This is a genomic window from Streptomyces sp. NBC_00094 (assembly GCF_026343125.1).
Taxonomy (GTDB): domain Bacteria; phylum Actinomycetota; class Actinomycetes; order Streptomycetales; family Streptomycetaceae; genus Streptomyces.
This window is the reverse complement of sequence record NZ_JAPEMB010000001.1, coordinates 4,134,432-4,160,398: the sequence shown is the minus strand read 5'-3', so window position 1 is coordinate 4,160,398 and position 25,967 is coordinate 4,134,432. Positions and strand designations below refer to the sequence as shown.

Here is a 25,967-nt window from a genome sequence, read left to right as displayed (position 1 = left end):
CTAGTGTGCGACGGGAGGCTGTTCGGGGGCGACTGGTTTTCCGCGGGTCAGCGGGTAGCAGGCCAGGCCGATGGCCAGCGAGATCGCGTGCCCGAGGTCGGTGTACGTACGTCCCGTGACGAGCGGTACGAGGAAGAACGCGACCGCCCCCGCGAGGTAGAACCAGCGCCAGGGGCGGGGCAGTCGGTAGGTCAGGATGCCCACCGAGGCGGCGAGCCCGTAGCTGACCCCGATGTCGACGACGTGCGCCATGCTGCGCGGCACGTCGTGGGTCCGAATGGCCAGCAGGACGACCTGCTGACTGACGAGGGTCGCCGCGATGTGCGCCGTGGCGACGGTGAAGAGCCACGTGGGGGTGCCGAGCCACCGCTCGACGGGAGCGTGGAAGAGCTCGAAGAGGACCGCGTAGAGGACCAGGTCGGCCGGGTTCTCGATCCAGAACGCGCTGCCGAGCAGGGCCCGCATCGGGTGGTGCGCGAGTTGGTAGAGGTTGCTGCTGTTGCGGTGGAGGAGATACGTCTCCAGGCCGTCCGGGGCGAGCGCGATGACGAGGCTCGTGAGCGCGATGACCAGCAGCCAGACATGCGTACCGGGTGACGAACGCACCCACGACCTGATCGGTCGGGACGGTTCGCCACCCGGTGAGGTGTCGCTGTCTGGGGATTCCGTTTTCGGCACCTTTCAGTGCCTATCACCCGAAGCCGGGAGAAACCTCAGAAATTGATCATGTGTCCGGCAATACCGTGGATCGCTTCCTTCACGGCCTCGCCCAGCGTCGGGTGCGCGTGGACGTTCCGCGCGACCTCGTGGACCGTGAGGTCCCACTGCTGGGCCAGCGTCAGCTCGGGCAGCAGCTCGGTGACGTCGGGGCCGATCAGGTGGGCGCCGATGATCTCGCCGTGGGTGCCGTCGGCGATGATCTTGACGAAGCCGGTGGCGTCGCCGAGACCGTGCGCCTTGCCGTTGGCCACGAACGGGAACTTGGCGACCTTGACGTCGAAGCCCTTCTCGCGGGCCTGCGCCTCGGTCCAGCCGAAGCTGGCGATCTGCGGCTGGCAGTAGGTGGCGCGGGGGATCATCGGGTAGTCGAGCTCCATCGTCTCGGCGTCCCCGATGGTCTCGGCCGCGATGACGCCCATGGCCTCGGCGGTGTGCGCGAGCATCAGCTTCGCGGTGACGTCGCCGATGGCGTAGATGTGCGGCACGGAGGTGCGGCAGCGGCCGTCGACGTCGATCGCGCCGCGCTCGGTCAGCGCGACACCGGTGGCCTCCAGGCCGTAGCCGGTGACGTTCGGGGCGAAGCCGATGGCCTGGAGGACCTTGTCGGCCTCCAGCACCTTCTGGACGCCGTCCTTGCCGGTGACGGTGACGCGGACCTGCGGGCCGGACTCGTCGATGGCCTCGACGCGGGTGGAGGTCAGGACGTCGATGCCGAGCTTGCGGTACTGCTTCGCCAGCTCCTTGGAGACCTCTTCGTCCTCCAGCGGGGCGATCCGGTCGAGGAACTCGACGATCGTGACCTTGGTGCCGTAGTTGTTGAGGACGTACGCGAACTCGATGCCGATCGCGCCGGCGCCGGCGATGACGATCGACTTCGGGGCGTCCTCGGCGAGGATCTGCTCCTCGTACGACACGACGCGCTCGCTGCGGGCGGTGCCCGGGAGCAGGCGCGGGGTGGCACCGGTGGCGATGATGCAGTTGTCGAAGGTGATCGTCTCCGAGGTGCCGTCGGACTTGGCGACCTGGAGGGTGTTCGCGTCGAGGAAGGTGCCCCGGCCGTCGAACTCGGTGATCCCGTTCTTCTTCATCAGGAAGTGGACGCCCTTGACGCGGCCGTCCGCGACCGAGCGGCTGCGGCGGTAGGCGTCGCCGTAGTCGAAGGTGACGGTGCCGTCGACCTTGATGCCGAACGTCTTGGCCTCGTGGTTGAAGATGTGGGCGAGTTCGGCGTTGCGCAGCAGCGCCTTGGTGGGGATGCAGCCGACGTTCAGGCAGACACCGCCCCAGTACTTCTCCTCGACGACCGCGACCCGCTTGCCCAGCTGGGCGGCGCGGATGGCGGCGACGTAGCCGCCGGGGCCAGCTCCGAGTACGACGACGTCGAAGCGGTCTGACATGACTGACTCCCGAAGGTGGTGAGGGTGTTCGGTCCGCGTACGGCCCCACAGTAGTCCGGTGTCCCTCGCACGGTCAGTTGTAGGATGACCGGGCAACCGGGCGAATGGAGAGGTCGGACGGCATGGCACTCAAGGCGGCGGGACGGACCTCGCTGGTGGACTCCGTCGTGGAGCAGCTGCGCGCGCAGCTCACGGGCGGGGAGTGGGCGGTCGGCGACCGGATCCCCACCGAGCACGAGCTCGCGCAGCAGCTCGGCGTGGGCCGCAACACCGTCCGCGAGGCGGTCCGGGTCCTCGTCCACGCGGGGCTCCTGGAGTCCCGTCAGGGCAACGGCACCTTCGTCAGGTCGACCGCCGATCCGGCCGCCGTGCTGCGCGGGATGCGTCACGCGGGCGCGGCGGACGTCCTCGAACTGCGGGCCGCCCTGGAGGCGGAGGCCGCCCGGCTCGCGGCGGTACGAAGGGACACCCACGACCTGCTGCGGCTGCGGGCGGCCCTGACCACCCTGCGGGCGGAGGGCGACCGGAACGCGGACGCGGACCTCGCCTTCCATCTGGCGGTCGTCGGCGCCACGCACAACGCGGCCTTCGTGGAGGTGTACCGCTTCTTCTCGGCGCAGGTCCACGAGGTGCTGGTGGAGGCGCTCGGCGACCGGGAGATGCCGCCGGTCGACATAGACGGGCACGAGGCCCTGGTGGCGGCGGTCGAGGCGGGCGACCCGGAGGAGGCGGAGCGTCAGGCCCGGGAGCTGCTGCGGGTGCCGATGGAGACGGTCGCGGCGCTGACGAACGAGCCGGGGCGGTCGGATCGGGCGGGACAGAGCGACCGGGCGGGCCAGACCGACCAGTCGGGGCAGTCGGGGCCGTCAGGGCAGTCGGGGCCGTCAGGTCAGTCGGGGCAGTCGGGTTCGAACCCGTGAGCGCCGAGATACGGACGGCGGACGAGGGCCGCGGGGCTTCCGTCGCGGTGCCGGCGCGCGTGCCGGCCGACGTCGAGGCCGGGGTCCGTGCCCCGGCCGCCGAAGGGGTGGCGGCCCGGCGGGCGCTGCTCACGCACCCGGTGGTGCTCCTCGTCGGGATCGTGCTGGCCTCGCTGAACATGCGGGCCGCGCTGGCGAGCGTGGCGCCGCTGGTCGGCGAGATCTCCGCCGACCTCGGTCTCTCGTCGACGGCGAGCTCGCTCGTCACCTCGGTCCCGGTGCTCTTCCTGGGCCTGGGCGCGCTGGTCGCGCCGTGGCTGGGGCGCCGCTTCGGCGCCGAGCGGGTGCTGTTCGCCGCGCTCCTCCTGCTCGCCGTCGGCATCCTCGCGCGCGTCCTGCCGTCCGGGTACGCGCTGTACGCCGGCGGGATCCTCGTGGGCACCGGGATCGCCCTGCTCAACGTGCTGATGCCGGGGCTGATCAAGCGGGACTTCCCGGACCGGGCCGCGGCGATGACCTCCGTCTACACGGGCGCGATGATCGCGGGCGCGACGGTGGCGGCGGCGGCCGCGGTGCCGCTGGAGGAGGCCCTCGGTGGTGGCTGGCAGGCCTCGCTCGGCTTCTGGTCGCTGCTCGCCGTGGTCGCGGCGGTGGCCTGGCTGCCGCAGGTGGTGATCGGCAGGGGGCTTACGGGGCACGAGGTACGGGCCGTCCCGGCCGGCAGCGCCCGCCGGGTGAACGTCTGGCGCTCGCCGCTGGCCTGGCAGGTGACCCTGTTCATGAGCTGCCAGTCGCTCTGGTCCTACGTCCTGATCGCCTGGCTGCCGACGATCTTCACCGACCACGGGATGAGCCGCTCCGCCGCCGGGGTGATCTTCGCCTTCAACACCCTGACCCAGATCGTGGGCGCCTTCGCGGTGCCGCTGCTCGCGGGGAGGACGCGGAGCCAGGGCCGGCTGATCGTCCTGGTCACGATGCTGGTCGCGGCCGGATACACCGGTCTGCTCGTCGCGCCGGCCGAGGGCGCCTGGCTCTGGGCGGCGCTGCTCGGGGTCGGCCAGGGCGGTGCGCTGGGCCTCGCCCTGACCTTGATCGTGCTGCGCTCGGGGGACGCGGTGACCGCGTCCCGGCTGTCCGGGATGGCGCAGACCGTCGGCTATCTGGTCGCGGCGGCGGGGCCGCTGGCCGCCGGCGCCCTGCATCAGGCCACCGGCTCCTGGACCCTGCCGATCGCCCTGGTCCTGGGTGTCTGCGCGGCGGCCCTCGCCGTGGGGCTCCTCGCGGCCCGGGACCGCACGGTCTGACGGTGGGCGGGGCGGGGCGGCTCCGGGAGGGCCTCCCGGAGCCGGGGCGACGACCCTCGGAGTCGTACCGCCGCCGGGTCGTCCCGCTCCCTGGGCCTACTCCTCGCCCGCCAGGGTCAGCGTCCGCAGCTTGTGGCCGGCGAACCAGGTCGCCGCGACCGTGACCGCCACGAGGAGGACGGTCGCCGTGGTGAGTCCGACCTCGGAGTCGATCAGGCCGTCGCCGGTGACCTTCTCCGCGAGGGCGAGCGACCACTGCTGGACGCTCAGGGTCTTCGCGCCGGAGATCAGGGAGCCGAAGAGGGTCTCCCAGACCAGCGCGTAGACGAGGCCGATGACCACGGCGTGCCGGCTGACCGTGCCGAGCAGCAGGAACAGGGCGCTGTAGGCGATGGAGGCCACCAGGGCCGCCACCGTGTACGCGACCGCGACCTGCTGGCCGTTGCCGTTGAGGATGAATCCGGCGACGAAGGTCGGCACCGCGGAGAAGACCATGGTCACGGCGATCGCCACGATGAGCTTCGTGAAGATGATCGAGGACCGCTTCACCGGCTTGGACAGCAGATAGACGATCGAGCCGTCGTCGATCTCCGGCCCGATCGCGCCCGTCCCGGCGATCACACCGATCAGCGGCACCATCGTGGCCAGCGCGAAGCCGCCCAGGACGTCGGCGGCGACCTGGTCGTCCGCCCCGTTGAACGCGCGGACCGCCGCCGCGATGAGCACCAGCAGGGCGGGGAGCAGGAAGAGGATCATCGCCCGCCGGCGGCCGAGAAGGGCCCGGTAGGTGAGCCGGGCGACTGTGGGGTTGTACATCGGTCAGGCTCCTTTCAGGCCGCGACGAGGTACGAGAAGACCGATTCGAGGGACTCGTCCGAAGGCGAGACCGTCAGGAGACGGATCCCCCGCTCCTTCGCGACCCTCGGCAGAAGCTCCGTGAACCGCCCGAAGTCCACCGCCTGGACGCGCAGTCCGCCCTCCACCTGGTCGACCTCGATGCCGGCCGTGGACGGGTCGGCGATCAGCGCGGCGGCCAGCGCCCGGTCGTCGCTGGAGCGGACGAGGTAGCGGTGCGGCCGGTCCGTCATGAGCCGGCGGATCTTGCGGAAGTCACCGGAGGCCGCGTGGCGCCCGGCCACGATCACCTCGATGTGGGAGGCGAGCTGCTCGACCTCCTCCAGGATGTGCGAGGAGAACAGGACGGTGCGGCCCTCCGCGCCCATCCGCCGCAGCAGGTCCATCAGCTGCATGCGCTGGCGCGGGTCCATGCCGTTGAACGGCTCGTCGAGGAGGAGCACGGACGGCTGGTGCACGAGGGCCGAGGCCATCTTCACGCGCTGCCGCATGCCCTTGCTGTACGTGGAGATCTTCCGGTCCTGGGCGTACTCCATCTCGACCGTGGCGAGGGCCTCCTGGGCCTCCTTGTCGCCGAGGCCCTGGAGCTCCGCGTTGGCCACGACGAACTCGCGTCCCGTGAGGAAGTCGTACATCGCCTCCCGCTCGGGGACGACACCGATCTGCCGGTAGACCGACTCGTTCCCCCAGATCGTCTCGCCGTCGAGCGTGACGCTGCCCGTGGAGGGGTCGAGGAAGCCACCCATCATGTTGATCAGGGTGGACTTCCCGGCGCCGTTCGGGCCGAGGAGGCCGGTGACACCCGGGCCCACCGTCATCGTGACGTCGTTCACGGCCACGACGTTTCCGAACCAGCGGGAGACGTGGTCGATGTGGAGCGTGGTCACAGCCCGACCTTTCGGTAGCGGCGCATCAGGATGCCGTACGAGCCGGCGATGAGCGCGAGGACGACCAGCACGTAGATCACGCCGGCGCCGGTGCTCGGGCCCCCGAGTTCGGGGAAGCCGGGAGGGGCGCCCAGGAACGCGCTCTGCACGCCGTCGATGAGGGTCATCGGCGAGAAGAGGCCGAGCCACTGGATGGCGCCCGCGTTGTCCGTCGCGAAGGCGATGCCCATGAGGGTGGAGACCGCCCCGTACGAGACGGTCAGGACGGCGATCACGGCGGCGACGCCGAAGCCGCGGCGCGGGGTGAGGGCCGCCATGACGAGCCCGATGCCGCCGAAGAGCACCGAGAGCAGCGCCACGGAGACGAGCCCCTGGCCGAACATCTTGGTCTGCTCGGCGAAGTCCATCTTGGCGAGCAGCGAGCCGATCCACAGGATCAGCAGCGGCGACGCGGTCAGGACGAAGAGCGCCGAGGCCATCGCGCCGAACTTGGCGAGGACGTAGTCCGCGCGCTCGATGGGGCGGGAGAAGTACAGCGGCACCGTCCGGAACCGGAGGTCCCGGGAGACGGACTGCGGTGCCTGCGAGGCCAGGTAGATGCTGATGACGACCTGGAGGTAGATCGCGTACTGCGTGTACTCGATCGAGAGTTTGGACTGCTTCCCGACCACCGCGACCGCGACGATGATCAGCGCCGGGACGCACATCACCGCGAAGAGCAGCATCGGCAGCACCTTCGACTTGGCGCTGCGGCCGAGGCCGTAGGCACCGCGCAGGGACTGCGAGAAGAGCGACCGGCGCGCGTAGGCCCGGCCGAGGCGCGGGCCGTCGTAGGACCGGTAGCCGATGTTGTGGATCTGCGTCGTGTCGGGAGCGGCCTGGGAGGGCTGGGGCGGTTGGGTGCTCATCGGGCCGGCACCTCCTCGTGCCGCGGGGGCGTCTCGGGCCGGAAGACCTCGGCGATGTGGTGGCGGCGCTGCTCCATGCGGACGAGTCCGAGGCCGAGACCGGCGACGGTGTCCCGCACGAGGTCGTACGTCTCCTCGCCGGCCGCCTCCAGGAGCAGGATGTGGCCGGCGCCGGGCAGGCCGTCCTCGACACCCGCGTGGAGCGTCACGCCGGCGTCGGTGAGGGCCGCGCGGAGCGCCGCCGTGCCGTCGGGGTGGGTGTCGGAGTCGGTGACCTCGACCGCGAGCGTCGTGGTGATCCGGGTGAAGTCGCTGGTGGAGCTGGAGCGGAGCAGCTGACCGCCGTCGATGACGACGACGTGGTCGCAGGTGCGCTCCAGCTCGCCCAGGAGGTGCGAGGTCACGAGGACGGAGATGCCGAAGTCGGTCCAGACGCGCCGGATCAGTCCGAGCATCTCGTCGCGGCCGACCGGGTCGAGGCCGTTGGTCGGCTCGTCGAGGAGGACCAGCTTCGGGTCGTGGACCAGGGCCTGCGCGAGCTTCACCCGCTGCTTCATGCCCGTCGAGTAGCCGCCGATGGGGCGGTAGCGCTCCTCGTACAGGCCGACGTGGCGGAGGGTGTCGGCGGTCCGCTCCCTGGCGGCGGTCGCGGGCAGGCCCGACATCCGCGCCATGTGGACGACGAACTCGGTGGCCGAGACGTCGGGGGGCAGGCAGTCGTGCTCCGGCATGTAGCCGACCTGCTCGCGGATCCGGGCGCCGGAGGTGCTGACGTCGAGGCCGAGCACCTCGGCGCGGCCCTCCGTGGCGGGGGAGAGTCCGAGCAGGATCTTGATCATGGTGGACTTGCCGGCTCCGTTGGCACCCACGAGTCCGGTCACACCGGGCCCGATGTCCAGGGAGAGCCGGTCAAGAGCGGTCACCCGGGGGAACCGCTTGCTGAGGCTTTCGGTCGCGATCACAGTCACGTTGTCGACGGTAGTGGTGCGCGCCACAGCGGTCGTCAGCCCAACGGCTCGATCCTTCTCCGACCAGAGGAGTACAAGCCCGTAAGGGAGTCGCGACGAAAGTTGTTTCCACAGGCCCTGCCCCGACCTTTTCCACAGGCCGGCGTCCGACCTCTTGACTCAGCCGCCGAGCATTGTCACATTCATCGGTGTCAAGTTACGGACGCGTAGTGCGATCGGGCGCTCACACGGGACGGCGGATGGCATGGGCTCAGCAGTGACAGGCGAACTCTCCGCGGAGCTGCGGGGGTTCAGGGAAGTGCAGCGGCTCTCCTACGAGTGCGCGGAAGCCGTCGCGGCGCAGCTCAGGCCGGGGGTGACCGAGCGGGAGGCCGCCCGGATGCAGCGGGAGTGGTTGTACGAGCGCGGGGTGCGGGACTGGTTCCACCGGCCGTTCGCCTGGTTCGGGGACCGCACGGCCTTCGTGGACTTCAAGATCCCCCTGCAGTTCTTCCCGACGAACCGGCGCCTTGAGGCGGGGATGCCGTTCATCCTCGACATGGCGCCGGTCTACAAGGGGCACACCGCCGACATCGGCTACAGCGGCTGCCTGGGGCTCAACCCCCTGCACGACAAGCTGCTCGCCGACCTCCGGGACCACCGCGAGCTGATCCTGCGCGAGGTGCGCGAGCGCCGCACGCTGCGCGAGATATACGAGGACGTGGACCGGCTCATGGTCCGCCAGGGGTACGCGAACCGGCACCGCGCCTACCCCTTCGGCGTCATCGCCCACAAGATCGACCGGGTGAAGGAGCGCCGCTGGTCACCGACGCTCTTCGGCTTCGGCACCCAGGCGATCAAGGGCCTGGCGAGCGACGCGGTCCACGGCCACCGGGACGGCTGGTCGCCGCTCTGGTCGCCCTACACGTTCTCCGACCACCCGCCCGTGCCAGGGTTGTGGGCGGTCGAGCCGCACCTCGGGTTCCGGGGGACGGGCGCGAAGTTCGAGGAGATCCTGGTCGTCACCGACTCGAAGGACCCCGAGCAGAGCGCGTTCTGGCTGGACGACGATCTGCCGCACGTGCGGCGCTGGAACGAGGGGGCGGTCTGATGGCAGGGCTCAAGGGCTCGGGGCTCAAGGGCGCGCGGGAGCGGTGGGTCCACACGGGCGGGATCGAGCTGTGCGTCGCCGAGCTCGGCGACACGGCCCGGCCGACCGTGGTGCTCGTGCACGGCTACCCGGACTCCAAGGAGGTCTGGTCGGAGGTCGCGAACCGGCTGGCCGAGGAGTTCCACGTGGTGCTGTACGACGTCCGGGGCCACGGCCGGTCCACGGCACCGGCCCCACTGCGCGGCGGCTTCACCCTGGAGAAGCTGACGGACGACTTCCTCGCGGTCGCCGACGCCGTCAGCCCGGACCGCCCGGTCCACCTCGTCGGCCACGACTGGGGCTCGGTGCAGTCCTGGGAGTTCGCCACCGTCGCGCGCACCGAGGGACGGGTCGCCTCCTTCACCTCGATGTCGGGGCCGAGCCTCGACCACTTCGGGCACTGGATCAAGCAGCGGATGGCCCGGCCGACCCCCCGCCGGGTCGGCCAGCTCCTCGGCCAGGGCACCAAGTCCTGGTACGTGTACATGCTGCACACCCCCGTGCTGCCGGAGCTCGCCTGGCGCGGGCCGCTCGGCAAGCGCTGGCCGAGGATCCTGGAGCGGGTCGAGAAGGTCCCGGCCGGCGACTACCCGACGCCCTCCCTGCCGAACGACGCGGCCCACGGCGCCTGGCTCTACCGGGACAACGTCCGCGCCCGTCTCGGCAGGCCGCGCCCCGACGCGTTCGCGCACGTGCCCGTGCAGCTGATCACGCCGACCGGTGACGCCTTCCTCTCCGAGCGGCTCTACGACGACCTGGGCACCTGGGTGCCGGACCTGACCCGGCGCACGCTGCCCGCCAAGCACTGGGTGCCGCGCACCCGGCCGGACCAGCTTTCGGCCTGGATCGCCGAGTTCGTCCGGGCCAACGAGGAACCGGCGGCCAAGGCGTCAGGTCTTCGCCGTCCTGTCGCCTCGACGGCGGCGAAGAGCGGGGTGAAGCCGGAGTACGCGGAGCGGTTCGGCGGGCAGCTGGTCCTGGTGACCGGGGCGGCCAGCGGCATCGGGCGGGCCACCGCCTTCGCCTTCGCGGAGGCCGGCGCCCGGGTCGTGGCCGTGGACCGGGACACCGAGGGCGCTGCCCGTACGGCCGGGATGGCCCGGCTGATCGGCGCACCCGAGGCCTGGGGCGAGACCGTCGACGTCGCCGACGAGCAGGCGATGGAGAAGCTGGCCGCGAAGGTGGCGAGCGAGTACGGGATCGTCGACGTCCTCGTCAACAACGCGGGCATCGGGCTCACGGGCTCGTTCTTCGAGACGACGAGCGAGGAGTGGAAGCGGGTCCTCGACGTCAACCTGTGGGGCGTGATCCACGGGTGCCGGATATTCGGGGCGCAGATGACGGCGCGCGGCCAGGGCGGCCACATCGTGAACACCGCGTCCGCCGCGGCCTTCCAGCCGTCCCGGGCCCTGCCCGCGTACAGCACGTCGAAGGCGGCGGTGCTGATGCTCAGCGAGTGCCTGCGTGCCGAGCTGGCCGACCAGGGCATCGGGGTGTCCGCGATCTGCCCCGGCATCGTCAACACCGGCATCACCGCGACCACGCGGTTCGCGGGCGTCACGGACGCGGCGGAGGAGAAGCGGCGACAGAAGAAGGCGTCCCGGCTCTACGGCCTGCGGAACTATCCGCCGGAGAAGGTCGCGGACGCGATCCTGGGGGCCGTCCTGCACGACCGGGCCGTCGTCCCGGTGACCCCCGAGGCCCGGGGCATCCACGCGCTCTCCCGGCTGAGCCCGGGCACACTGCGGGCGTTCGCCCGCTGGCAGCCGCCCGCGTAGGCGGGGCGGCCGTGTGGGCAGGGGCGGCCGTGTGGGCGGGGGCGGCCGTGTGGGCGGGGCCGTCGCCTACGCGGGATCGGCCGTGTCGGCAGGGCCGTCGCTTAGGCCGGGGCGGCTGTGTGGGCAGGGACGGCCGTGGGTGTCGTGCCGTCCGTGGATGTCGCACGCGGGGGAACGGGGGAGGGCCGGCGGTCGTACGATCCCTCCCAGGAGGGGCCTCGCCGCGACGGGGGGCGGGAAGCGGTCGGTGGGAGCGGGTTTGTCCGAGCAGTCAGCACAGCCGGAGTACCGGATCGAGGATCTCGCGCACCACAGCGGGGCCACGGTCCGGACGATCCGCGCCTACCAGGACCGCGGTCTGCTGCCCCGCCCCGAGCGGCGCGGCAGGTCCAACGTGTACGGGGACGCGCACCTCGCCCGGCTGCGGCAGATCGCCGACCTCCTCGACCGCGGCTACACCCTGGCCTCGATCAAGGAGCTCCTGGAGGCCTGGGACACCGGCCGGGGCCTCGGCGGGGTACTCGGCCTGGTCGCGGAGGTCCACGGGCCGTGGACCGACGAGGAGGCAGACCGGATCTCCCGGGCGGAGCTGGACGCCCGCTTCGGCGGCACACCGGACGAGGACGCCATCCGGGAGGCCGTGGAGCTCGGCGTACTGGAACGGCTCCCCGACCGGGAGGCGGAGGAGTACCTCGTACCGAGCCCGCAAGAGCTCGCCGTGGCGGTCGAGTTGTACGCGGCGGGGGTCCCGCTCCCCGCGATCACCGGGCACTTGCGGGAGCTTCGCGACCAGGTCGAGCACATCGCCTCACGGTTCCTGGAGTTCACGACCGAGCACGTCTTCGCGCGCTACCTGGAGCACCGGCCGCCGACGGACGCGGACGCCGCCGAGGCGGCGACGATGGTGCGGCGGCTCCGGCCGCTCGCCCAGCAGACAGTGGACGCCGAACTGGCCCGGGCGATGCGCCTGCTGGCCACCCGGCACCTCCAGCTCCATCTGTCCCCCGACACCCCGCCGGCGAAGGACGACGAGCCCCGCGCGGTGACCCTGCCGGCCGACACGATCCGGGCCGTACAGAACCTGGTCGGCGCGGAGTCGGTGGCGGCCTTCGTCATGGCAGCCACCGAACGAGAGCTCCACAAGAGAACATTGGACACCCTTGCCTCGAATCAGCACATAACGGGCTAACGTGCCCGATGTGCCGGTACGTGTCGCCGTGTTGTCCACAGAATCGCCAACTAGCCTGTGGATAAGTCGCCTTGGCTGTGGATCAAACACCTTCACGACAATTCGTTGGTCCGGCGATACCGGCTCCGGCATCCTGACGGCATGACACGACAACCCATGGACGAACGACGCACGGTGAAGGTGTCGAAGTACCTCTCCAAGCACCTGCGCCACCAGCCCGAGCGCATCGGTCTCGTCCTCGACCCACAGGGCTGGACCGAGATCGACGCGCTCCTCCGCGCGACGGCCGGGCACGGTTTCCCGATCACCCGCGAGGAGCTCGACCACGTCGTCGCGACCAACGACAAGAAGCGCTTCGCGATCGAGGGCACCCGCATCCGCGCGAGCCAGGGCCACACCGTCGAGGTCGACCTCGACCTGCCGGCCGCCGAGCCGCCCGCGTACCTCTACCACGGCACGGTCGCGGACCGGCTTCCCGCGATCCGGGCCGAGGGGCTGCGCCCCATGGCCCGCCACCACGTGCACCTCTCCCCCGACCGGGAGACCGCGACCCGCGTCGGGGCCCGCCGCGGCCGGCCGGTCGTGCTGAGCGTCGACGCCGGAGCCATGCACCGGGCCGGCCACGTCTTCCACGTCAGCGCCAACGGGGTCTGGCTGACCGACGCCGTCCCGCCGGAGTTCCTTCGCCTTCCTTGAGGCACGGCGGCTGAGGCATGATCGTTCCCATGGCACACCCGGACCTGCCCACCACCGAATCGGCCGTCACCGCGATCCGCGAGATCGCCCAGGAGTTCCACCTGGAGATGACGGTGACCGACGACATCGGCGCCGACCGGACCTCCCGGCGCACCTCCGCCGGCGCGTTCGCCGTCCTCGACCCGGACGGCTCCCTGCCGCACGAGGCCTACGTCGAGCTGGGCGGCTCCCCCGTGCTCACCGTCCAGCTGTTCCCCGAGGACGACGCGAAGATCATCGTGGACGGGGTCGAGTTCGCCGACGTGCCCCGTGACGCGGTGCCCGCCTTCCTCCGCTCCGTCCTCGGCGGCCTCGCCCACGTGAAGGGCCGCTTCTTCCCGCCCGGCTGGTGGCTGGTCGTCCCGCTCCCCGGGGACACGACGTACAAGGAACTCATCCCGAACAGCACGCTCACCCCCTGGCTGAACGGCAAGGTCCGCTGACCCCCGGGTCGGCTGACCCCCGGGTCGGCTGACCCCCGGGTCCGCTGACCCGCTCGACCGGCGACCCCGAAGCCCGGCGACCCCGAAGCCCGGCGACCTCGAAGCCCGGCGACCCCGAAGTCCGCTGACCCTGTTCGGCCGGCTCAGGCCGAGATCGCGGACTCCTCGCCGGCGACCGTCGGCAGCCAGCCGCACTGCACGGCGCGGACCCCCGCCTCGAAGCGGCTCTGGGCGCCGAGTCGTTCCGTGAGTCCCGAGACGATGCGCCGGGCCGTACGGGTGGAGATGGCCAGGCGCTTGGCCACGACCTCGTCGGTCTGCCCCTCGGCCAGGAGCCGGAGCACGGCGACCTCCTGGGTGGAGAGGCCCGACTCGTCACGGCTGCGGATGTCCGTCAGCGGGCGCGCCGACATCCACACCAGATCGAAGAACGAGCAGAGCGCGAAGAGCACCGAGGCGCTGGAGATGACGACGGCGCCCTCCGCCGAGTTCTCCTGGTCCAGCGGCAGGATCGCCTTGCTCCGGTCGACGATGATCATCCGGGTGGGGAGGATCGGGGCGGTGCGGACGCTGCCGCCGCGCTCACTGATCCACCGCGCGTACGCGATGGTCGCGGGGTTGTTCCGCGCGCTGTCCTGATAGAGCGTGCGCATCACGACGCCCCGGCCGAGCAGCTCGTCGTTGAGGGGCCTGGACGCTTCCATGTTGTCCGTGGTCTGGGCGCCGTCCGGCGCGAACACCATCATCTCGCTGCGGACCTCGGACGTCAGCACCCGCAGGTACTCCCGGATGCGGTCGATGCCGCGCAGGGTCTCGATCCCGTCCGCGGCCTCGTCGCAGCGCTGCCGCGCGGTGTGCGCGACGAACGTGGCGACGGCGGTCTGGGAGCGGGACAGCCGGGACCGCTGCGCGTCCATCTCCGCGCGCTGCCGCTCGACCAGGACGTGCAGGGCGAGGTCGGGGCGGACGGGCCACCAGGCCGAGGCGTCCTCCGCGGAGTTGCGTACCAGGCCGTCCTTGCTCAGTTCGGCCACGGCGGCGTCGACCCGCTCCTGGGGCAGGGCCAGCTCGGCGGCCAGCGCCTTGGTGGTGCGCAGAGGGTGTTCCAGAAGCAACCGATACACGGACTCGGCGTCCTCGGTGACACCCAAGGCCGCCAACAAGTGATGCTGTTCCTTATCGAGCACGGACGCACGATATCCCATTGTCTAGACCAATAGGGGGGTGTCCGAATCGAGGGAACAGCGCGGGGGAAACAGAGGAAAAAGGCGGTCCGGGCACGGCGGAGCGGCCCGGACCGGAGGCGGGGCGCCTCACCCCACGCGGACGGAATCCGCCGTGTCGGGCGCCGGCCAGGCCACGTCGATCGGCACCGGTTCCTCGTAGTCCACGCCGTCGAGGTCGAAGCCGTGCAGCTGCCGGAACTCCCTCCACACCCACTCCGTGTCGGCGTGCTCGGCGACGTCCTCCGACCGCACCCGCTGCCACGCCTCGCCGACCGCGGCCTGCACGTCCGGCAGCAGCTCCCAGTCGTCCAGCCGGACCCGGCCCTCCGCGTCGAGGGGCAGCGGGCTCGTACCGGTCAGGTGCCCCCACAGGCGCGTGAGCTGTTCGACCGGCGTCTGCAGGCCACCGGCCAGGGACCGGTGCAGCAGGGCGAGGTAGAGCGCCATGCCCGGGATCGCCGCCGACGCCTGGGTGAACGTGGCGCCGTTGACCGACACGAACGCGGATCCGCCGGTGCCGCGGAGCAGCGCGTCGAGGGTGTGCGCCGTCCGCTCCAGGTGCTCCTTCGCCGCTCCGATGCTCCCCTTGCGGTAGATCGCGGCCGTCGGCTCGGCGCCCAGGTAGGACAGCGCGACGGTGCTGAACCGGTCGCCCGTCAGACCGCGTTCGACCAGCGCCCGCACCCAGGCCTCCCAGTCCTCGCCGCCCATGACGGCGACGGTCGCGGCGATCTCCTCGTCCGAGGCCGGCTCGATCACGGACTCGTTCAGCTTCGGCTTCGCGTCCTCGTCGAAGGCCAGCGCCCGGGAGAGGTAGGGGGAGCCGATCGGCTTGAGCACGGACTCGTGGGTGACACCCGTGGCCGGGTCCGTACGGCGGGGTGCGGCCACGCTGTAGACGAGGTGGTCGACGCGGCCGAACCGCTCCGCGACGAGGTCGAGCACCTCGTCCTTGGTCGCCCGGGCGAAGCAGTCGGCGTTGACGAAGGTGAGGTCGCTGCCGTGCTCCGCGGCCAGTTCGGCCGTCCGGGCGGTCCGGTACCAGCCCGCGGTGGCCGTACGCCGGCCTCGGCCCGGGCGCTCCTGGGAGACCGCGACACCGTTCACGCCGTGCTGGACGATGCCGGTCACCGTGGCCGCGAGACCGTAGCCGGCGCTGGCCCCGATGATCAGCACGACCGGGCGGTCGCGGTCGGCGCGGTCCCGGTCGGCACGGTCGCGGTCGGCGCGGTCCCGGTCGACGGGGAGTGGCGCACCCGCCTGGAGCGCCAGGTCGTCGACGAACCGCGCGCAGCCCGCGGGGTGCGAGTCGAAGAGGAGGAAGCCTCTGCCCGAGGGCCGGACTGTCTGAGCGTTCATGACACCATCAATTCCTGAGAGAGGGACGTTTCTCCCGCGGTGACCGACCGCGGGTCCGGGACGGCGCAGTGCGAGACGTACAGGCGCACGGCGTCGTACAACCGGTAGCGGATCTGTCCCGTGCGACCCGTCCGGCTGAGGTGGATCATCTGGCGGTGCAGCAGCTCCTCCAGGAGGTCGGTCGCCACGTCCCTGGAGAGCGCGGACCGGGCCAGCACGTCGTCCAGACCGAAGTCGCCGCGCGCCGCGCCGAGTTTCCTCAGCAGGGCCCGCTCGGCCGGCCGCAGCAGCCGGTGGCAGGCGGACACGCTCGCCGGCAGGGACAGGTCGCCGATCCGCAGCAGCCGGAGGCGGTCCTGCTCGTAGACCAGACGGTCGGCGAGGTCGCGCAGCGGACGGTGCGGTCGGGAGGTGAGCCAGAGCCCCGCGAGGTGCAGGGCGAGCGGCAGGCCCGCGCAGGACTGCGTGATGCTCAGCGCCGCTGACCGCTCCGCGCTGGTACGGTCCGCGCCGACCAGGTCTTCGAGCAGCTGGTACGCGTCGGGTTGGGCGAGCGTGCCCACCGAGACGGCGAACCCGCCCGGCAGCGCGCTGAGTTCGCGGCGCGCGGCGACCAGTACGGCGCTGGAGGCCCCGCCCCCGAGCAGCGGACGGACCTGCGCCTCGCTGTCGACGTTGTCGAGGACCACGAGGACCCGCCGCCGGCTGAGGACGTCCCGGAGCCGCGCGCCGGCCTCCTCCCCGCGCTCCTCTCCGTACTCCTGCTCCGGCGCGCATCCCAGCGAACGGAGCACTCGGCGGACGATCGCGTCGGGGGTGAGCGGGCCGGGAGCGGGGATGGTGGAGGGCGGGCGGTGGGCGGCGAGGTCGACGTGGACCTGCCCGTCGGGGAAGTGGTCGCGCACCAGGTGCGCGGTACGGCTGACCAGCGAGGTCTTCCCGGCGCCCGGCGCGCCGACCACCACCGCGAGCCGCCCCCGGTGCGCGTCGCCCTCGATGAGGAAGGTCCGCAGCGCCAGGACCAGGGTCTCCCGCCCGACCAGCCGCTGCGTCGGCGCGGCGGGCAGCTCGGCCGGGACGCACGGGTCGCCGGGCGGGCCCGCCGGGCTCCTGTCGTGCGGGAGCGTGAGCAGGCGTCCGGCCTCTTCGGGCGGCAGCCCGAGCGCCTCGGCCAGGAGCAGCAGCGACTGCTTGCGGGGGCGGGCGGTGCGGCCGGTCTCCAGGTTCCGGATCGCCCGCACGCTCAGTCCCGAGACCTCCGCCAGTTCCTCCTGCGTGAGGCACGCGGCCTCGCGTGCGCCGAAGAGCGCCTCGGCCAGCGAGTCGGGGGTGGCCGGGGCTGTCGGGACAACCGGGGCTGTCGGGGCTGCCGGGACAACCGGGGCTCCCAGGGCTGCCGGGACTCCCGGGACAACCGGGGCTGCCGGGGCTATCGGGGCCGTCACCGCGGCACCGTCCCGTCGGCCGGGGCGCTCGTGTCCGTCGACACGACGAGGCGTTCCATCGTCCGCAGCAGTTCCGCCATGGTCTCGGGCGTCAGCCGTGTCGTGTCCGCCGTGAGGGAGAGGTCCAGGCCGCCCGGTGCGTCGAGGACGTGGAGGGCGAGCGTCGTACCGCCCTGCCGGTCCGACGGAACGCTCCACGTCAGACGGCCTTCTCCGCCGGCCCCTTCCCCCGCTCCTTCTCCCGCTCCATCCGTCGCTCCCGACGGCAGGACCGCCACCCCGCGCCGGTCGTTGAACCAGCAGGTCGTGTCCGCTGCGGAGACGTCCCGGAGCTGTTCGGTGAGCCGGTCCTTGTCGTAGTACGCGAAGCGGTAGGTGTTGACCGACGCCTTCCAGATCCGGGGCACCAGCGCCTCCATCGGACCGGTGCAGTCCGGTACGTACAGCACGCTCTCCAGAGCCACGGGGGCGACCACGTCCGCCAGGCCCGGCACGAAACGGTTGTTGACCATGACCTGGAAGACGAAGTCGGAGCGGTCGGCCGAACGCGCCGAGGCCGCGCAGGCCGCCGCGAGGAGGACCGTCGAGGACGTGACGCCCAGGCGGCCCGCGGTGGCGTCGGCGGCCGCGTCGAGGCCGGGGCAGTGGAGCACCGCCTGCCGGTAACGGGGCCCGTCGGCGGGGGCGTCGGCCGGTTCGCCGTAGAGGCGGGCCGGGGCCTGGGCGAGGTTGCGGAGGATGAAGGACCGGGCCGATTCGTCGCGCCGCAGGGCGGTCCGGCTCCGCTGGTGGGCGGCCTCCTCCAGCGGCCCGCACATCGCGCGTCCCTCGCGGAGCCGTACGGCGTCGGCTCCGGCGACGAGACTTGCCAGGTCCTCCCGGAGGCGGGGCAGCCCCCAGCCGTCCACCGCCGTGTGCGACACGGTGAACACCGCGTGCCGTACGAGACCGCCCCGGGTGACGAGGCCGGCGCGGAGGGGCCACTCCCGGGCGTAGTCGAAAGGCCGCCCGTACAGCTCCTGATGGAGGGCATCGGCGACGGCGGCGACGACGTCCTCGGCGTCGTCCGCCTCGACCACGTGGACGTCCAGTTCGCCCCCGGCGTGCAGCTCCTGCGCGTAGGTCCCGTCAGGCATCTCGTGCAGCAGGGTGCGCAGCGAGTCATGGACGCCCATGAGGCCGGCGAGCGCCGTGAGGGCCGTGTCGAGCGGCAGTTCGCCGTCGACCGGGCCGCCCCAGTCGACGTTGAACTGGTGGTCGTCGGGTTCCAGCGCGCGCAACGCGCGCCGGATGGCCGTCTGGCCCCATGTCGCGGGACCACGGCCGCTGGTGGGCCCGGTGAAGGGAAGCGTCAGACGGCGGGCGACGGGCCTGTGCGGGACGTCGGAAGACATCAGGCAGTCCGTTTCTGGTCAGGTTCGTCCGGGGGGCGTGCACGGGGTGCTTGTACGGGGGGGGGTGCACGGGGGTGCTTGTACGGGGCGTGCACGGAGGTGCTTGTACGGGGGGCGTGCACGGAGGTGCTTGTCCGCGGCGCTCGGCGCCAGGCGGTCACGAGCGGGGGCGGCAGGCCTCGTACGCCGTCGTCCCGCCCAGCGGCGTACACACCTGGAGCCCGCCGTCCGCCCGGCTCCGGACGGTCACGTCCCGCAGGTGCCGGCCGTGGTCGGCGTGCTCCGCGGCCTCGCCGACCGCCAGCACGTACGCCCCCGCGTCCTGGGCGGCGCGTACCCCCGCCTTGGAGTCCTCGACCGCCAGACAGGCGGCGGCCGGAACGCCGAGCAGGGCGGCGCCTCGCAGGAAGCCCTCAGGGTCCGGCTTCCCATGGGTGACGTCCTCCGCGCACACCAAGTGCACCGGACGGGGAAGACCGGCCGCGGCCAGCCTGCTCTCGGCGACCTCACGCGCCGCCGAGGTGACGACCGCCCAGGATTCCGGACCCAGCGCGGCGAGGAGTTCGCGCACCCCGGGCAGGGGCGAGATGCCCTCGGTGTCCTCGACGGAGAGCCGGTGCAGCCAGTGCAGCTCCTCCTCGGCGTCGGCCCAGGGGGCGACGAGGGGGATGAACTCCTCGTCCCTGCGGCCGTGCGAGAGGGACAGCACCGGCTCCGGAGCGACTCCGACGCGCTGTGCCCAGCGCACCGTGTGGCGCTCGATCGCCGCCATGGAGTCGACGAGCGTGCCGTCGAGGTCGAACAGAAAGGCCCTGACGGACCACGATCTGCCGGTGGGGTCCGGAGGCCCGGGCATCACAGTCTCCCTTTCGCTGCGTCGAAACGAATACGGCGGTACGTCCGGGCCAGCGCGTCCAGCACGGGTGACGTCGCGTGGGCCGTCAGGAACCGGCTGGGTCCGGCGTCCGACTCTCCGTCGGCCGAGCCGAAGGAGACCGGCAGGACGGCCTTCCCTGCGGGCCGCCCGGCATCGGTCGAGTCCCACCAGACGGCCTCCGCCCGTGCGAGACCGGGAAGCAGGTCCAGTACGCGGGACGGGTCCGCGGAGAACGAGTCGCAGAGACCGCCGGACGCCCCGGACGCGCCAGACGCGCCAGACGCGCCGGACGCGCCGGACGCGCCGGACAGCAGCGTCAGCAGTGCCGTGCTGCGGCTCTCGTACCAGGTGATCCCGTGCTCGCGGAGTCCGTGCGCCAGGGCCAGCAGGCCGCGCACGGTGGGCCGTTCGCACGCCAGCATCTCGACGACGGCGGCCTGTTCGTCGGCGCCCGGCAGCGCGGTGATGTCCAGGGTGTCCGACGCGGCCAGGTACGACAGCGCGCCACCTCCCGAGTGCCGGGCCGCCAGGTCCGGCAGGTGGTCCACGGGGGTGGCCCCGCACCAGGGGCAGGCGTGGACGAGCGCCCAGGTGGGCGGGGGCTGGGACGCCGATCCCGTCAGGACCGTCGCCTCCCGGACGGCCATCTCCGACACGGCGTTCCACACGTTCAGGTCGGTGACCGTGACCTCGCCCCGCGTCCGCGCGGGACGGTCGGAACAGCTCCCGCTCCCGCCTCGGCCCCGCGCTCCCGAGCCCTCGCCCGCGCGCATGCCGAGGTCCAGCGCGCCGAGCGCCCACCCCACGGTCCCGTCCAGCACCTCGGGGGTCATCCCGGCGGTGTCGTGGGGCGCGAGCCCCGAACGGATCCAGGAGCGCAGCGCCTCGTCGCGGTCCCGGGTGCGCACCGGGCCCGGCGGGCGGCCCCACGCGGTGCGCGAGACGTCGTGGCCGAGGAGCCAGGCGGCGGCGGCCACTTCGGTGCGGGCCGGCCGGGACAGGACCTTCGGGGAGTCCGGGCCCAACCCGCCCTCCACGGCGGCGAGATCGGACCGCATCCGGTCCGGGTCGGCGCCCGCCCACCCGGCCCAGTCGGACCAGTCCCAGCCGAAGGGGTGCTCCAGCGGCTCCTCCGCCTCCGGCCGCAGAAGCCTCAACGAGCAGCGGGAGTCACGGAGTTCCACCGCGTAGAGCCGTTCGACCGTGCCCGTACGCGGCGGGAAGACCCGTGGCCCGGGCCGGCGCCAGTGCTCGACCGGCGGCGTGGCGTCGCCGACCGGGACGGTGGCGTGGCGCGGTCCGTGGGAGTCGTTGCCGGCGAGGCTGGGGCCGGCGCCGTGTTCGAGGAGGTGCGGAACGGAGGCGGTCACCGGGTATCCCTCCTGCGCGCAGAAGCCCACCACGAGCTCGTCGTCGTCGCGGAAGTCGTCGGGGAAGCGTTCCAGGTAGGAGGCGAGCTGCCGGGCCGCCTCGGCCGGCAGGACGAGACCGAGCGTCGGCACCCACTCGTGGTGTCCCAGCGGGGCCCAGGACTGCCCGGCCACGGCCGCGCAGCGCACCAGGTAGGCGTTGTGGGGGCTGTTCCAGTTCGTGTACAGCGCGAGGGCGTGGTCGTCCCGCTGGGTGACGGCCGCCGTGAGCTGCTCGGCGAAGCCGGAGCAGAGCGTGACGTCGTCCTGGAGCACCAGGTGGTGCGTGGCCTCCGGTCCGACGGCCGCCCAGGCCAGCTTGGCGGTACGCAGGGGGCTGGGCGGTCCGGCGGGATCGGGGTCCATGACGACCCGGGCGTCCAGCGGGAGGCAGGACGCCACCAGGTCCGTCACGGACGGGCCCCGGTGCGGGTGGTGCATCACGGCCACGCTGATCCGGGGCGGCCCCGCGTCCGTACCGGCCGCCGCCCAGGCACCGGGGGCCGGCGTGCCGGTCTCACCACGGTCCTGGGTCACCTCACTGCCAGCCCATGTCGTCGAGGCGGTCCGCGCTCTCCGGCAGCGGCGCCCCGGCGGCCGCGGTCCCGGTCCCTGCCCCGGTCCCGGCGGGCGCCGTGAGGGCCGCCGCCACCGACGCGAGGGCGAAGGCGAAGGCGAGGGCGAGGAGGGCGATCAGCGGGTAGCGAGCGAAGCCGTGGCGCGGGAAGAGGGGGAACGTACGGGCCGACATGGCGAGGACCCTTTCTGTGCGGTGAACTCACGGGCAGGAAATGAAGGCGGCAGGAATTGAGAAGGAACCTTGCGAATATCGACCGGATCTCCCCTGGCCCGTGCCGGCGGGCCCGCCTTTGCGCTGATGATTCTGCAGTTTCGACGGAGACCGCGAAAGGGATGACGGATGGACTCAAGTGGACTTGGCCACATCCGGTCAGTAAAGCGGAGAGCTCAATTCCGATGTCATGGGCGACCTGCGCGAACAGGCCCCACCATGGACATCCCGCACCAAACATCCGGGTCAGGACTTCCCGGTCGGGACCGGACTGCGAAAGGCGCGGAAAAGCCCCCGGTGGGCGTAATTCGCCGCCGCCGGGGGCTTCATCATTCCGTATCTCTTTTCCGTACCTGTCCGATTGATCCGGTCAGCCGGATTCCACGATGACCGAAGCGCGACGGGACAGCTCCCGACGGTCCGTCTTCCTATTGGCATTCAGGGGGAATTCGTCGATCTGGTGGAATCGCCGGGGAATGATGGCACGCGGAAGGAAACGGCCCAGTTCCCCGACGAGCTCCGCCGTCGTCCGGGGCGCTCCCTTGACGAAGGCGAACAGCTCGTCGCGCACCACGACCACGACGGCCTCCTCGACGCCCTCGCACCGCCGCAGCCCCCACTCGACCTCGGCGAGCTCCACCCGTACGCCACGGATCTTCACCTGGTGGTCGCAGCGGCCGATGTAGGCCAGCGCTCCGTCCTCCCCGCCGTCGAGCGGGCGCACCAGGTCCCCGGTCCGGTACCAGCGCTCGCCCGCGTGCTCGACGAAACGCCCCCGGTCGTCCTCCGCCTGGAGATACCCGGGGAACATCTGGTCCCCGGTGACGCACAGTTCACCCGATTCCACGGTGGGATTCCCCTCCGCGTCGAGCAGCACGTACCGCATCCCGGGGTGCATCGTCCCGATGGGAACGACCCCGTTGAGACACCTTTCCGGAGTCGTCTCCGGATCCCATCGGTGCACACTGCACGAGATGGTGAGTTCGGTCGGTCCGTAGAGGTTCTCGGTGGACGAGAACGGCGCCGCCGCCTGCCAGTCGCCCGCGTCCCGCCCGAGCAGGGGCTCGCCGCAGAACAGGCTCCACCGCAGGCCCGGCAGGGTCCCCGGGGCCAGCTCGCCGAGCCGGCGGAGCAGCCCGATCACGCTGGGAGAGGAGAACCACACGGTGATGCCGTGGTTCTCCACGAACGAGCGGAAGCTCGCGTAGGCGTGCGGCGGCACGCTGACCAGGGTGCCGCCGCTCCCCCAGGCGGCGAACAGGTCGAACATCGCCAGGTCGAAGGTGAGGTCGAAGGTCTGCGAGAACACGTCGTCCGGACCGAACCGGTACCGGTCGTGGACGAAGCGCAGGTACGCGTCGACGTTCCGGTGCCGGACGGGGACCCCCTTGGGGCGCCCGGTGGACCCCGAGGTGAAGAGGATGTACGCGACGTCGTCGGGCGCCACCGGCAGCGGGGCGTCCAGCGGCTGCCCCACGGGTTCCTGGACGACGGGGACACCGTCCAGGAGGTCGGCCAGGTGCGGGACGACCCGGCGTCCGGCGGTGTCGACGATCAGCGCGTCGATCCCCGCCTCGGTCATCATCGACCGGGTGCGCTCCACGGGGAAGTCCGGATGGAGCGGTACCACCGTCGCCCCGGCGTACCCCGCGGCGAGCACCCCGGCGTACGCCTGGGCGCTCCGGGAGGCCAGGAGGCCGATCCGGCGGGGCCGTTCGGGACAGGCGGCGACGACATCGCCGGCCAGGGCCAGGGCGAGGTCCCGTACCTCCCGGTAGGTGTACCGGGAGGTACCGATCCTGAGCGCCTCCGCGCCGGGGTCCAGGTCGTGCCCGCGCCGGAACCAGTCGTGCAGCACCGCGTCCGCCGCGGGAGGACGGTACGACGTGTCAGGAGGTGCGATCGGTGCCATGGCCGTCCTTCGTGACGAGGGGCGCGGTACGGGAGGTCATCGGGCGGCCGCCGCGGGCGGGCCCGTGAGCACGGCGACCGCCGCGACCCCGTCGGGGTCGACACCGATCACCACACCGGCGTCGTCCTCGGACCACCGCCGGTCCACGGCCGTCCGCACCGTCTCGACGAGCTGGACGGCGGCGTGGGCCGCGTGGGTGTCGCCGACCCTGTCCTCGATGTAGTCGGGCGGTACGGGGAACATCCGGGCGACGGCGGCCACGGCGGCGTCCGTCGCCGCCACCCCGGTGACCCGCAGGGCGACCCGTACCACCTGGTGGGGCTCGACCCCGGCGGCCCGCAGGGCTTCGGAGACCACCTCCGTCAGCTCCTGCTCACGGACTGCGCCGGTCCCATCGGTCCCACTGGTCCCACCGGCCTCGCCGAGGGTCCGGATGTGCGTGGCGGCGACCCGGGCCAGTGGCCTGCGCCCCGACTGCTCCGCCGTGTCCGAGCTCTCCACGACGAGCACGGCCGCCGCCTCACCCGGCACGGCGGCGGGCCGGGCGGCCGCGGCGACCCAGGCCTCGTGGCTGCCGAACTCCTCGGTGGCGCCGGCGAGGACCATGTCCACGTGCCCGGCCCGCACGGTGATCGCGGAGTGCCGCAGGGCACTGATCCCGGCGATCGGACCGCCGGTGACGGTGGTGTTGGCGCCGCGCAGACCGAGGTGGATGGCCGCCGCGCCGGCCGCGGCGTTGATCACGAGGTTGGGCAGCGCCGCCGCGTTCACCATGGCCGGGCGCGGCTGCGCGTACGTGTCCCAGCCGAAGTCGACGGAGCCGCTGACGCTGCCGCAGAACGTGCCGACGGTGACGCCGATCTGCTCCCGGTTGGCCTCCGTGACCTCGACCCCCGCGTCGCGCAGCGCCGCACCGCACGCGGCGATGGTCAGCAGCGTGGTGCGGTGGTTGAACCGGGCGGTGCGGCGGCCCAGTTCCTCCACGGCGTCGAACGAACGGGCCTGGAAGGCCTGCGTCGACGGGGCGGGAACGGACGGCTTCGCCCCTTCCGGGAGCCCGGTCACGGGCCCACCGGGGTCAGGGGTGATCAGGCCCGTGCCAGTGATCACGACCGAGCTCACTCGGGCCTCCCGAGAACGATGATGGCGTTGTTGCCGAAGAACGCGAAGCCGTGGTTCTGGACGATCGACACGTCGGCGTCCCTCGCTTCGTTGGGCACGATGTCGATGTCCTGCAGCTCGGGATCGGGGGTGACGTGGTTGATGGTGGGCGGCAGGAAACCGTGGTGGATGCTGAGCGCGGAGGCCGCCGCGCCGAAGCCGCTGGCCGCCCCCATGGTGTGGCCGAGCATCGACTTCACCGAGCTCATCGGCGGCGGGACGGCTCCGAACACCGCGCGTACCGCGGTGGATTCGACGACGTCGTTGGCGCGCGTACCGGTGCCGTGCGCGCAGATGTAGTCGACCTGGTCCGGCGCGATGCCGGACCGCTTGTGGGCGGACCGGATGGCCCGGGCGATGCTGTCGGCGTCGGGGGCCACGGGGTGGATCGCGTCGCACGACATGCCGTACCCGAGGATCTCCGCGTAGACGCGCGCGCCCCGGGCCCGCGCGCTGTCCAGCGTCTCCAGGACCAGCGCGATGCCGCCCTCCGCGGTCGCGATGCCGGTGCGGTCCGCGTCGAAGGGGCGGCACCGGTCCGCGGTGAGGGCACCGATGCGGTGGAACCCCGCGTGCACGAACCGGTTGACCGAGTCGGCGCCGCCGGCGATCGCGACGTCGGCCTCGCCCAGGGTCAGCAGGTCGAAGGCGTGGCCCAGCGCGTAGTTGCCCGCGGCGCAGGCGGTGGCGAGGGTCGTCGCCTCGCCCCGCAGGCCGAGTTCACGGGAGACCGCCAGACCCAGCCGGGAGGCCGGCAGCTTGCGAACCGACGCCCGGTCCGGGACGGCGGGCCCGTCCCGGAACCAGTCGGCGGTGATGTCGACGAGCGGGGCGATCTCCCCGTTCGTCGTTCCCATCACGACCGCGGTCCGGGAGGCGGGGAGGTCGATCCCGGCGTCGTCCACGGCCAGTCTGGCCGCCGCCGCGGCGAAGAGGGACGTGCTGCCCCAGTCGTCCACGTCGAGTCGGCGCAGGAGGGATTCGGGCCGGAAGTCGCCGACCTCGCCGGCGACCTTCCGCTCGAAGCCCGCGGAGTCGAAGCGACTGATGGGGACGACGCCGTTGCGTCCGGTCCGCAGCCCCCGGGTGAACTCGGCCACGCCCGTGCCGATGCCCGACACGGGGCCGATCCCTGTGATGACGATGCGTCGGTTCACGGCG

General features: G+C 72.3%; 23 protein-coding genes. 7 read left to right on the top strand and 16 right to left on the bottom strand.

The window, feature by feature from the left end:
* Positions 1–618: a rhomboid-like protein gene (locus OG580_RS18280; protein WP_267048049.1), complete on the bottom strand. Its 618-nt coding sequence runs from the start codon at positions 616–618 to the stop codon at positions 1–3.
* A 95-nt stretch (positions 619–713) separates the two neighbouring features.
* On the bottom strand, positions 714–2,117 hold the full coding sequence (lpdA, locus tag OG580_RS18275; protein ID WP_267044747.1) for a dihydrolipoyl dehydrogenase: 1,404 nt from the start codon (positions 2,115–2,117) through the stop codon (positions 714–716).
* A 122-nt stretch (positions 2,118–2,239) separates the two neighbouring features.
* On the opposite strand from lpdA, the gene OG580_RS18270 reads away from it, so the two are divergent.
* On the top strand, positions 2,240–3,037 hold the full coding sequence (locus OG580_RS18270; protein WP_267044746.1) for a FadR/GntR family transcriptional regulator: 798 nt from the start codon (positions 2,240–2,242) through the stop codon (positions 3,035–3,037).
* Positions 3,038–3,096: 59 nt separating this feature from the next.
* Positions 3,097–4,341, top strand: a complete 1,245-nt coding sequence (locus OG580_RS18265; RefSeq protein WP_267048048.1) for an MFS transporter — start codon at positions 3,097–3,099, stop codon at positions 4,339–4,341.
* A 96-nt stretch (positions 4,342–4,437) separates the two neighbouring features.
* Here the strand turns inward: OG580_RS18265 and OG580_RS18260 are convergent, their stop codons facing one another.
* From OG580_RS18260 to OG580_RS18245, 4 genes are read right to left on the bottom strand one after another with little or no spacing between them, the layout of a single operon-like run.
* The gene (locus OG580_RS18260) at positions 4,438–5,157 is read right to left on the bottom strand and encodes an ABC transporter permease (protein ID WP_267044745.1); all 720 of its coding nucleotides are present in this window, start codon (positions 5,155–5,157) and stop codon (positions 4,438–4,440) included.
* Positions 5,158–5,171: 14 nt separating this feature from the next.
* Positions 5,172–6,083 (bottom strand): ABC transporter ATP-binding protein, encoded by a 912-nt coding sequence (locus OG580_RS18255; protein ID WP_267044744.1) that lies wholly within the window; start codon positions 6,081–6,083, stop codon positions 5,172–5,174.
* Positions 6,080–6,991 carry an ABC transporter permease gene (locus OG580_RS18250; protein WP_267044743.1) on the bottom strand — a complete coding sequence of 304 codons (912 nt, stop codon included), beginning with the start codon at positions 6,989–6,991 and terminating at the stop codon, positions 6,080–6,082. The genes OG580_RS18255 and OG580_RS18250 overlap by 4 nt, the downstream gene beginning before the upstream one ends.
* On the bottom strand, positions 6,988–7,953 hold the full coding sequence (locus tag OG580_RS18245; RefSeq protein WP_267048047.1) for an ABC transporter ATP-binding protein: 966 nt from the start codon (positions 7,951–7,953) through the stop codon (positions 6,988–6,990). Before OG580_RS18245 ends, OG580_RS18250 begins: the two co-directional genes overlap by 4 nt.
* A 250-nt stretch (positions 7,954–8,203) precedes the next feature.
* Here OG580_RS18245 and OG580_RS18240 point away from each other — a divergent pair, with 250 nt between their 5' ends.
* From OG580_RS18240 to OG580_RS18220, 5 genes are all read left to right on the top strand, one after another.
* Positions 8,204–9,049 carry a M24 family metallopeptidase gene (locus tag OG580_RS18240; protein WP_267044742.1) on the top strand — a complete coding sequence of 282 codons (846 nt, stop codon included), beginning with the start codon at positions 8,204–8,206 and terminating at the stop codon, positions 9,047–9,049.
* A complete protein-coding gene (locus OG580_RS18235) occupies positions 9,049–10,866 on the top strand; it encodes an SDR family oxidoreductase (protein WP_267044741.1) in 1,818 nt (605 codons plus the stop codon). Before OG580_RS18240 ends, OG580_RS18235 begins: the two co-directional genes overlap by 1 nt.
* A gap of 259 nt (positions 10,867–11,125) precedes the next feature.
* On the top strand, positions 11,126–12,055 hold the full coding sequence (locus tag OG580_RS18230; RefSeq protein ID WP_267044740.1) for a MerR family transcriptional regulator: 930 nt from the start codon (positions 11,126–11,128) through the stop codon (positions 12,053–12,055).
* Between the two features lie 156 nt (positions 12,056–12,211).
* Positions 12,212–12,751 (top strand): RNA 2'-phosphotransferase, encoded by a 540-nt coding sequence (locus tag OG580_RS18225; protein WP_267048046.1) that lies wholly within the window; start codon positions 12,212–12,214, stop codon positions 12,749–12,751.
* 29 nt (positions 12,752–12,780) lie between these two features.
* Complete coding sequence (locus OG580_RS18220; RefSeq protein WP_267044739.1) at positions 12,781–13,233, top strand: hypothetical protein; 453 nt, start codon at positions 12,781–12,783, stop codon at positions 13,231–13,233.
* Between the two features lie 143 nt (positions 13,234–13,376).
* On the opposite strand, the gene OG580_RS18215 is transcribed toward OG580_RS18220, so the two are convergent.
* From OG580_RS18215 to OG580_RS18170, 10 genes are all read right to left on the bottom strand, one after another.
* Positions 13,377–14,396 (bottom strand): LuxR family transcriptional regulator, encoded by a 1,020-nt coding sequence (locus OG580_RS18215; RefSeq protein WP_267044738.1) that lies wholly within the window; start codon positions 14,394–14,396, stop codon positions 13,377–13,379.
* Between the two features lie 150 nt (positions 14,397–14,546).
* A complete protein-coding gene (gene fabV / locus OG580_RS18210) occupies positions 14,547–15,818 on the bottom strand; it encodes an enoyl-[acyl-carrier-protein] reductase FabV (RefSeq protein ID WP_267044737.1) in 1,272 nt (423 codons plus the stop codon).
* Positions 15,815–17,263 (bottom strand): NB-ARC domain-containing protein, encoded by a 1,449-nt coding sequence (locus tag OG580_RS18205; protein WP_267044736.1) that lies wholly within the window; start codon positions 17,261–17,263, stop codon positions 15,815–15,817. Before OG580_RS18205 ends, fabV begins: the two co-directional genes overlap by 4 nt.
* Entirely contained in the window at positions 17,260–18,657 is a 1,398-nt protein-coding gene (locus tag OG580_RS18200; RefSeq protein WP_267044735.1) for a condensation domain-containing protein, read from the bottom strand. Before OG580_RS18200 ends, OG580_RS18205 begins: the two co-directional genes overlap by 4 nt.
* A 157-nt stretch (positions 18,658–18,814) precedes the next feature.
* Complete coding sequence (locus tag OG580_RS18195) at positions 18,815–19,513, bottom strand: HAD-IA family hydrolase (protein WP_267044734.1); 699 nt, start codon at positions 19,511–19,513, stop codon at positions 18,815–18,817.
* Entirely contained in the window at positions 19,513–21,480 is a 1,968-nt protein-coding gene (locus OG580_RS18190; protein ID WP_267044733.1) for a hypothetical protein, read from the bottom strand. The genes OG580_RS18195 and OG580_RS18190 overlap by 1 nt, the downstream gene beginning before the upstream one ends.
* 1 nt (position 21,481) lies before the next feature.
* Entirely contained in the window at positions 21,482–21,694 is a 213-nt protein-coding gene (locus tag OG580_RS18185; RefSeq protein WP_267044732.1) for a hypothetical protein, read from the bottom strand.
* 409 nt (positions 21,695–22,103) lie between these two features.
* Positions 22,104–23,645 carry an AMP-binding protein gene (locus OG580_RS18180; RefSeq protein WP_267044731.1) on the bottom strand — a complete coding sequence of 514 codons (1,542 nt, stop codon included), beginning with the start codon at positions 23,643–23,645 and terminating at the stop codon, positions 22,104–22,106.
* A 36-nt stretch (positions 23,646–23,681) separates the two neighbouring features.
* Complete coding sequence (locus tag OG580_RS18175; protein ID WP_267044730.1) at positions 23,682–24,755, bottom strand: beta-ketoacyl synthase N-terminal-like domain-containing protein; 1,074 nt, start codon at positions 24,753–24,755, stop codon at positions 23,682–23,684.
* Between the two features lie 8 nt (positions 24,756–24,763).
* A complete protein-coding gene (locus OG580_RS18170; protein ID WP_267044729.1) occupies positions 24,764–25,963 on the bottom strand; it encodes a beta-ketoacyl synthase in 1,200 nt (399 codons plus the stop codon).
* Positions 25,964–25,967 lie beyond the last annotated feature (4 nt).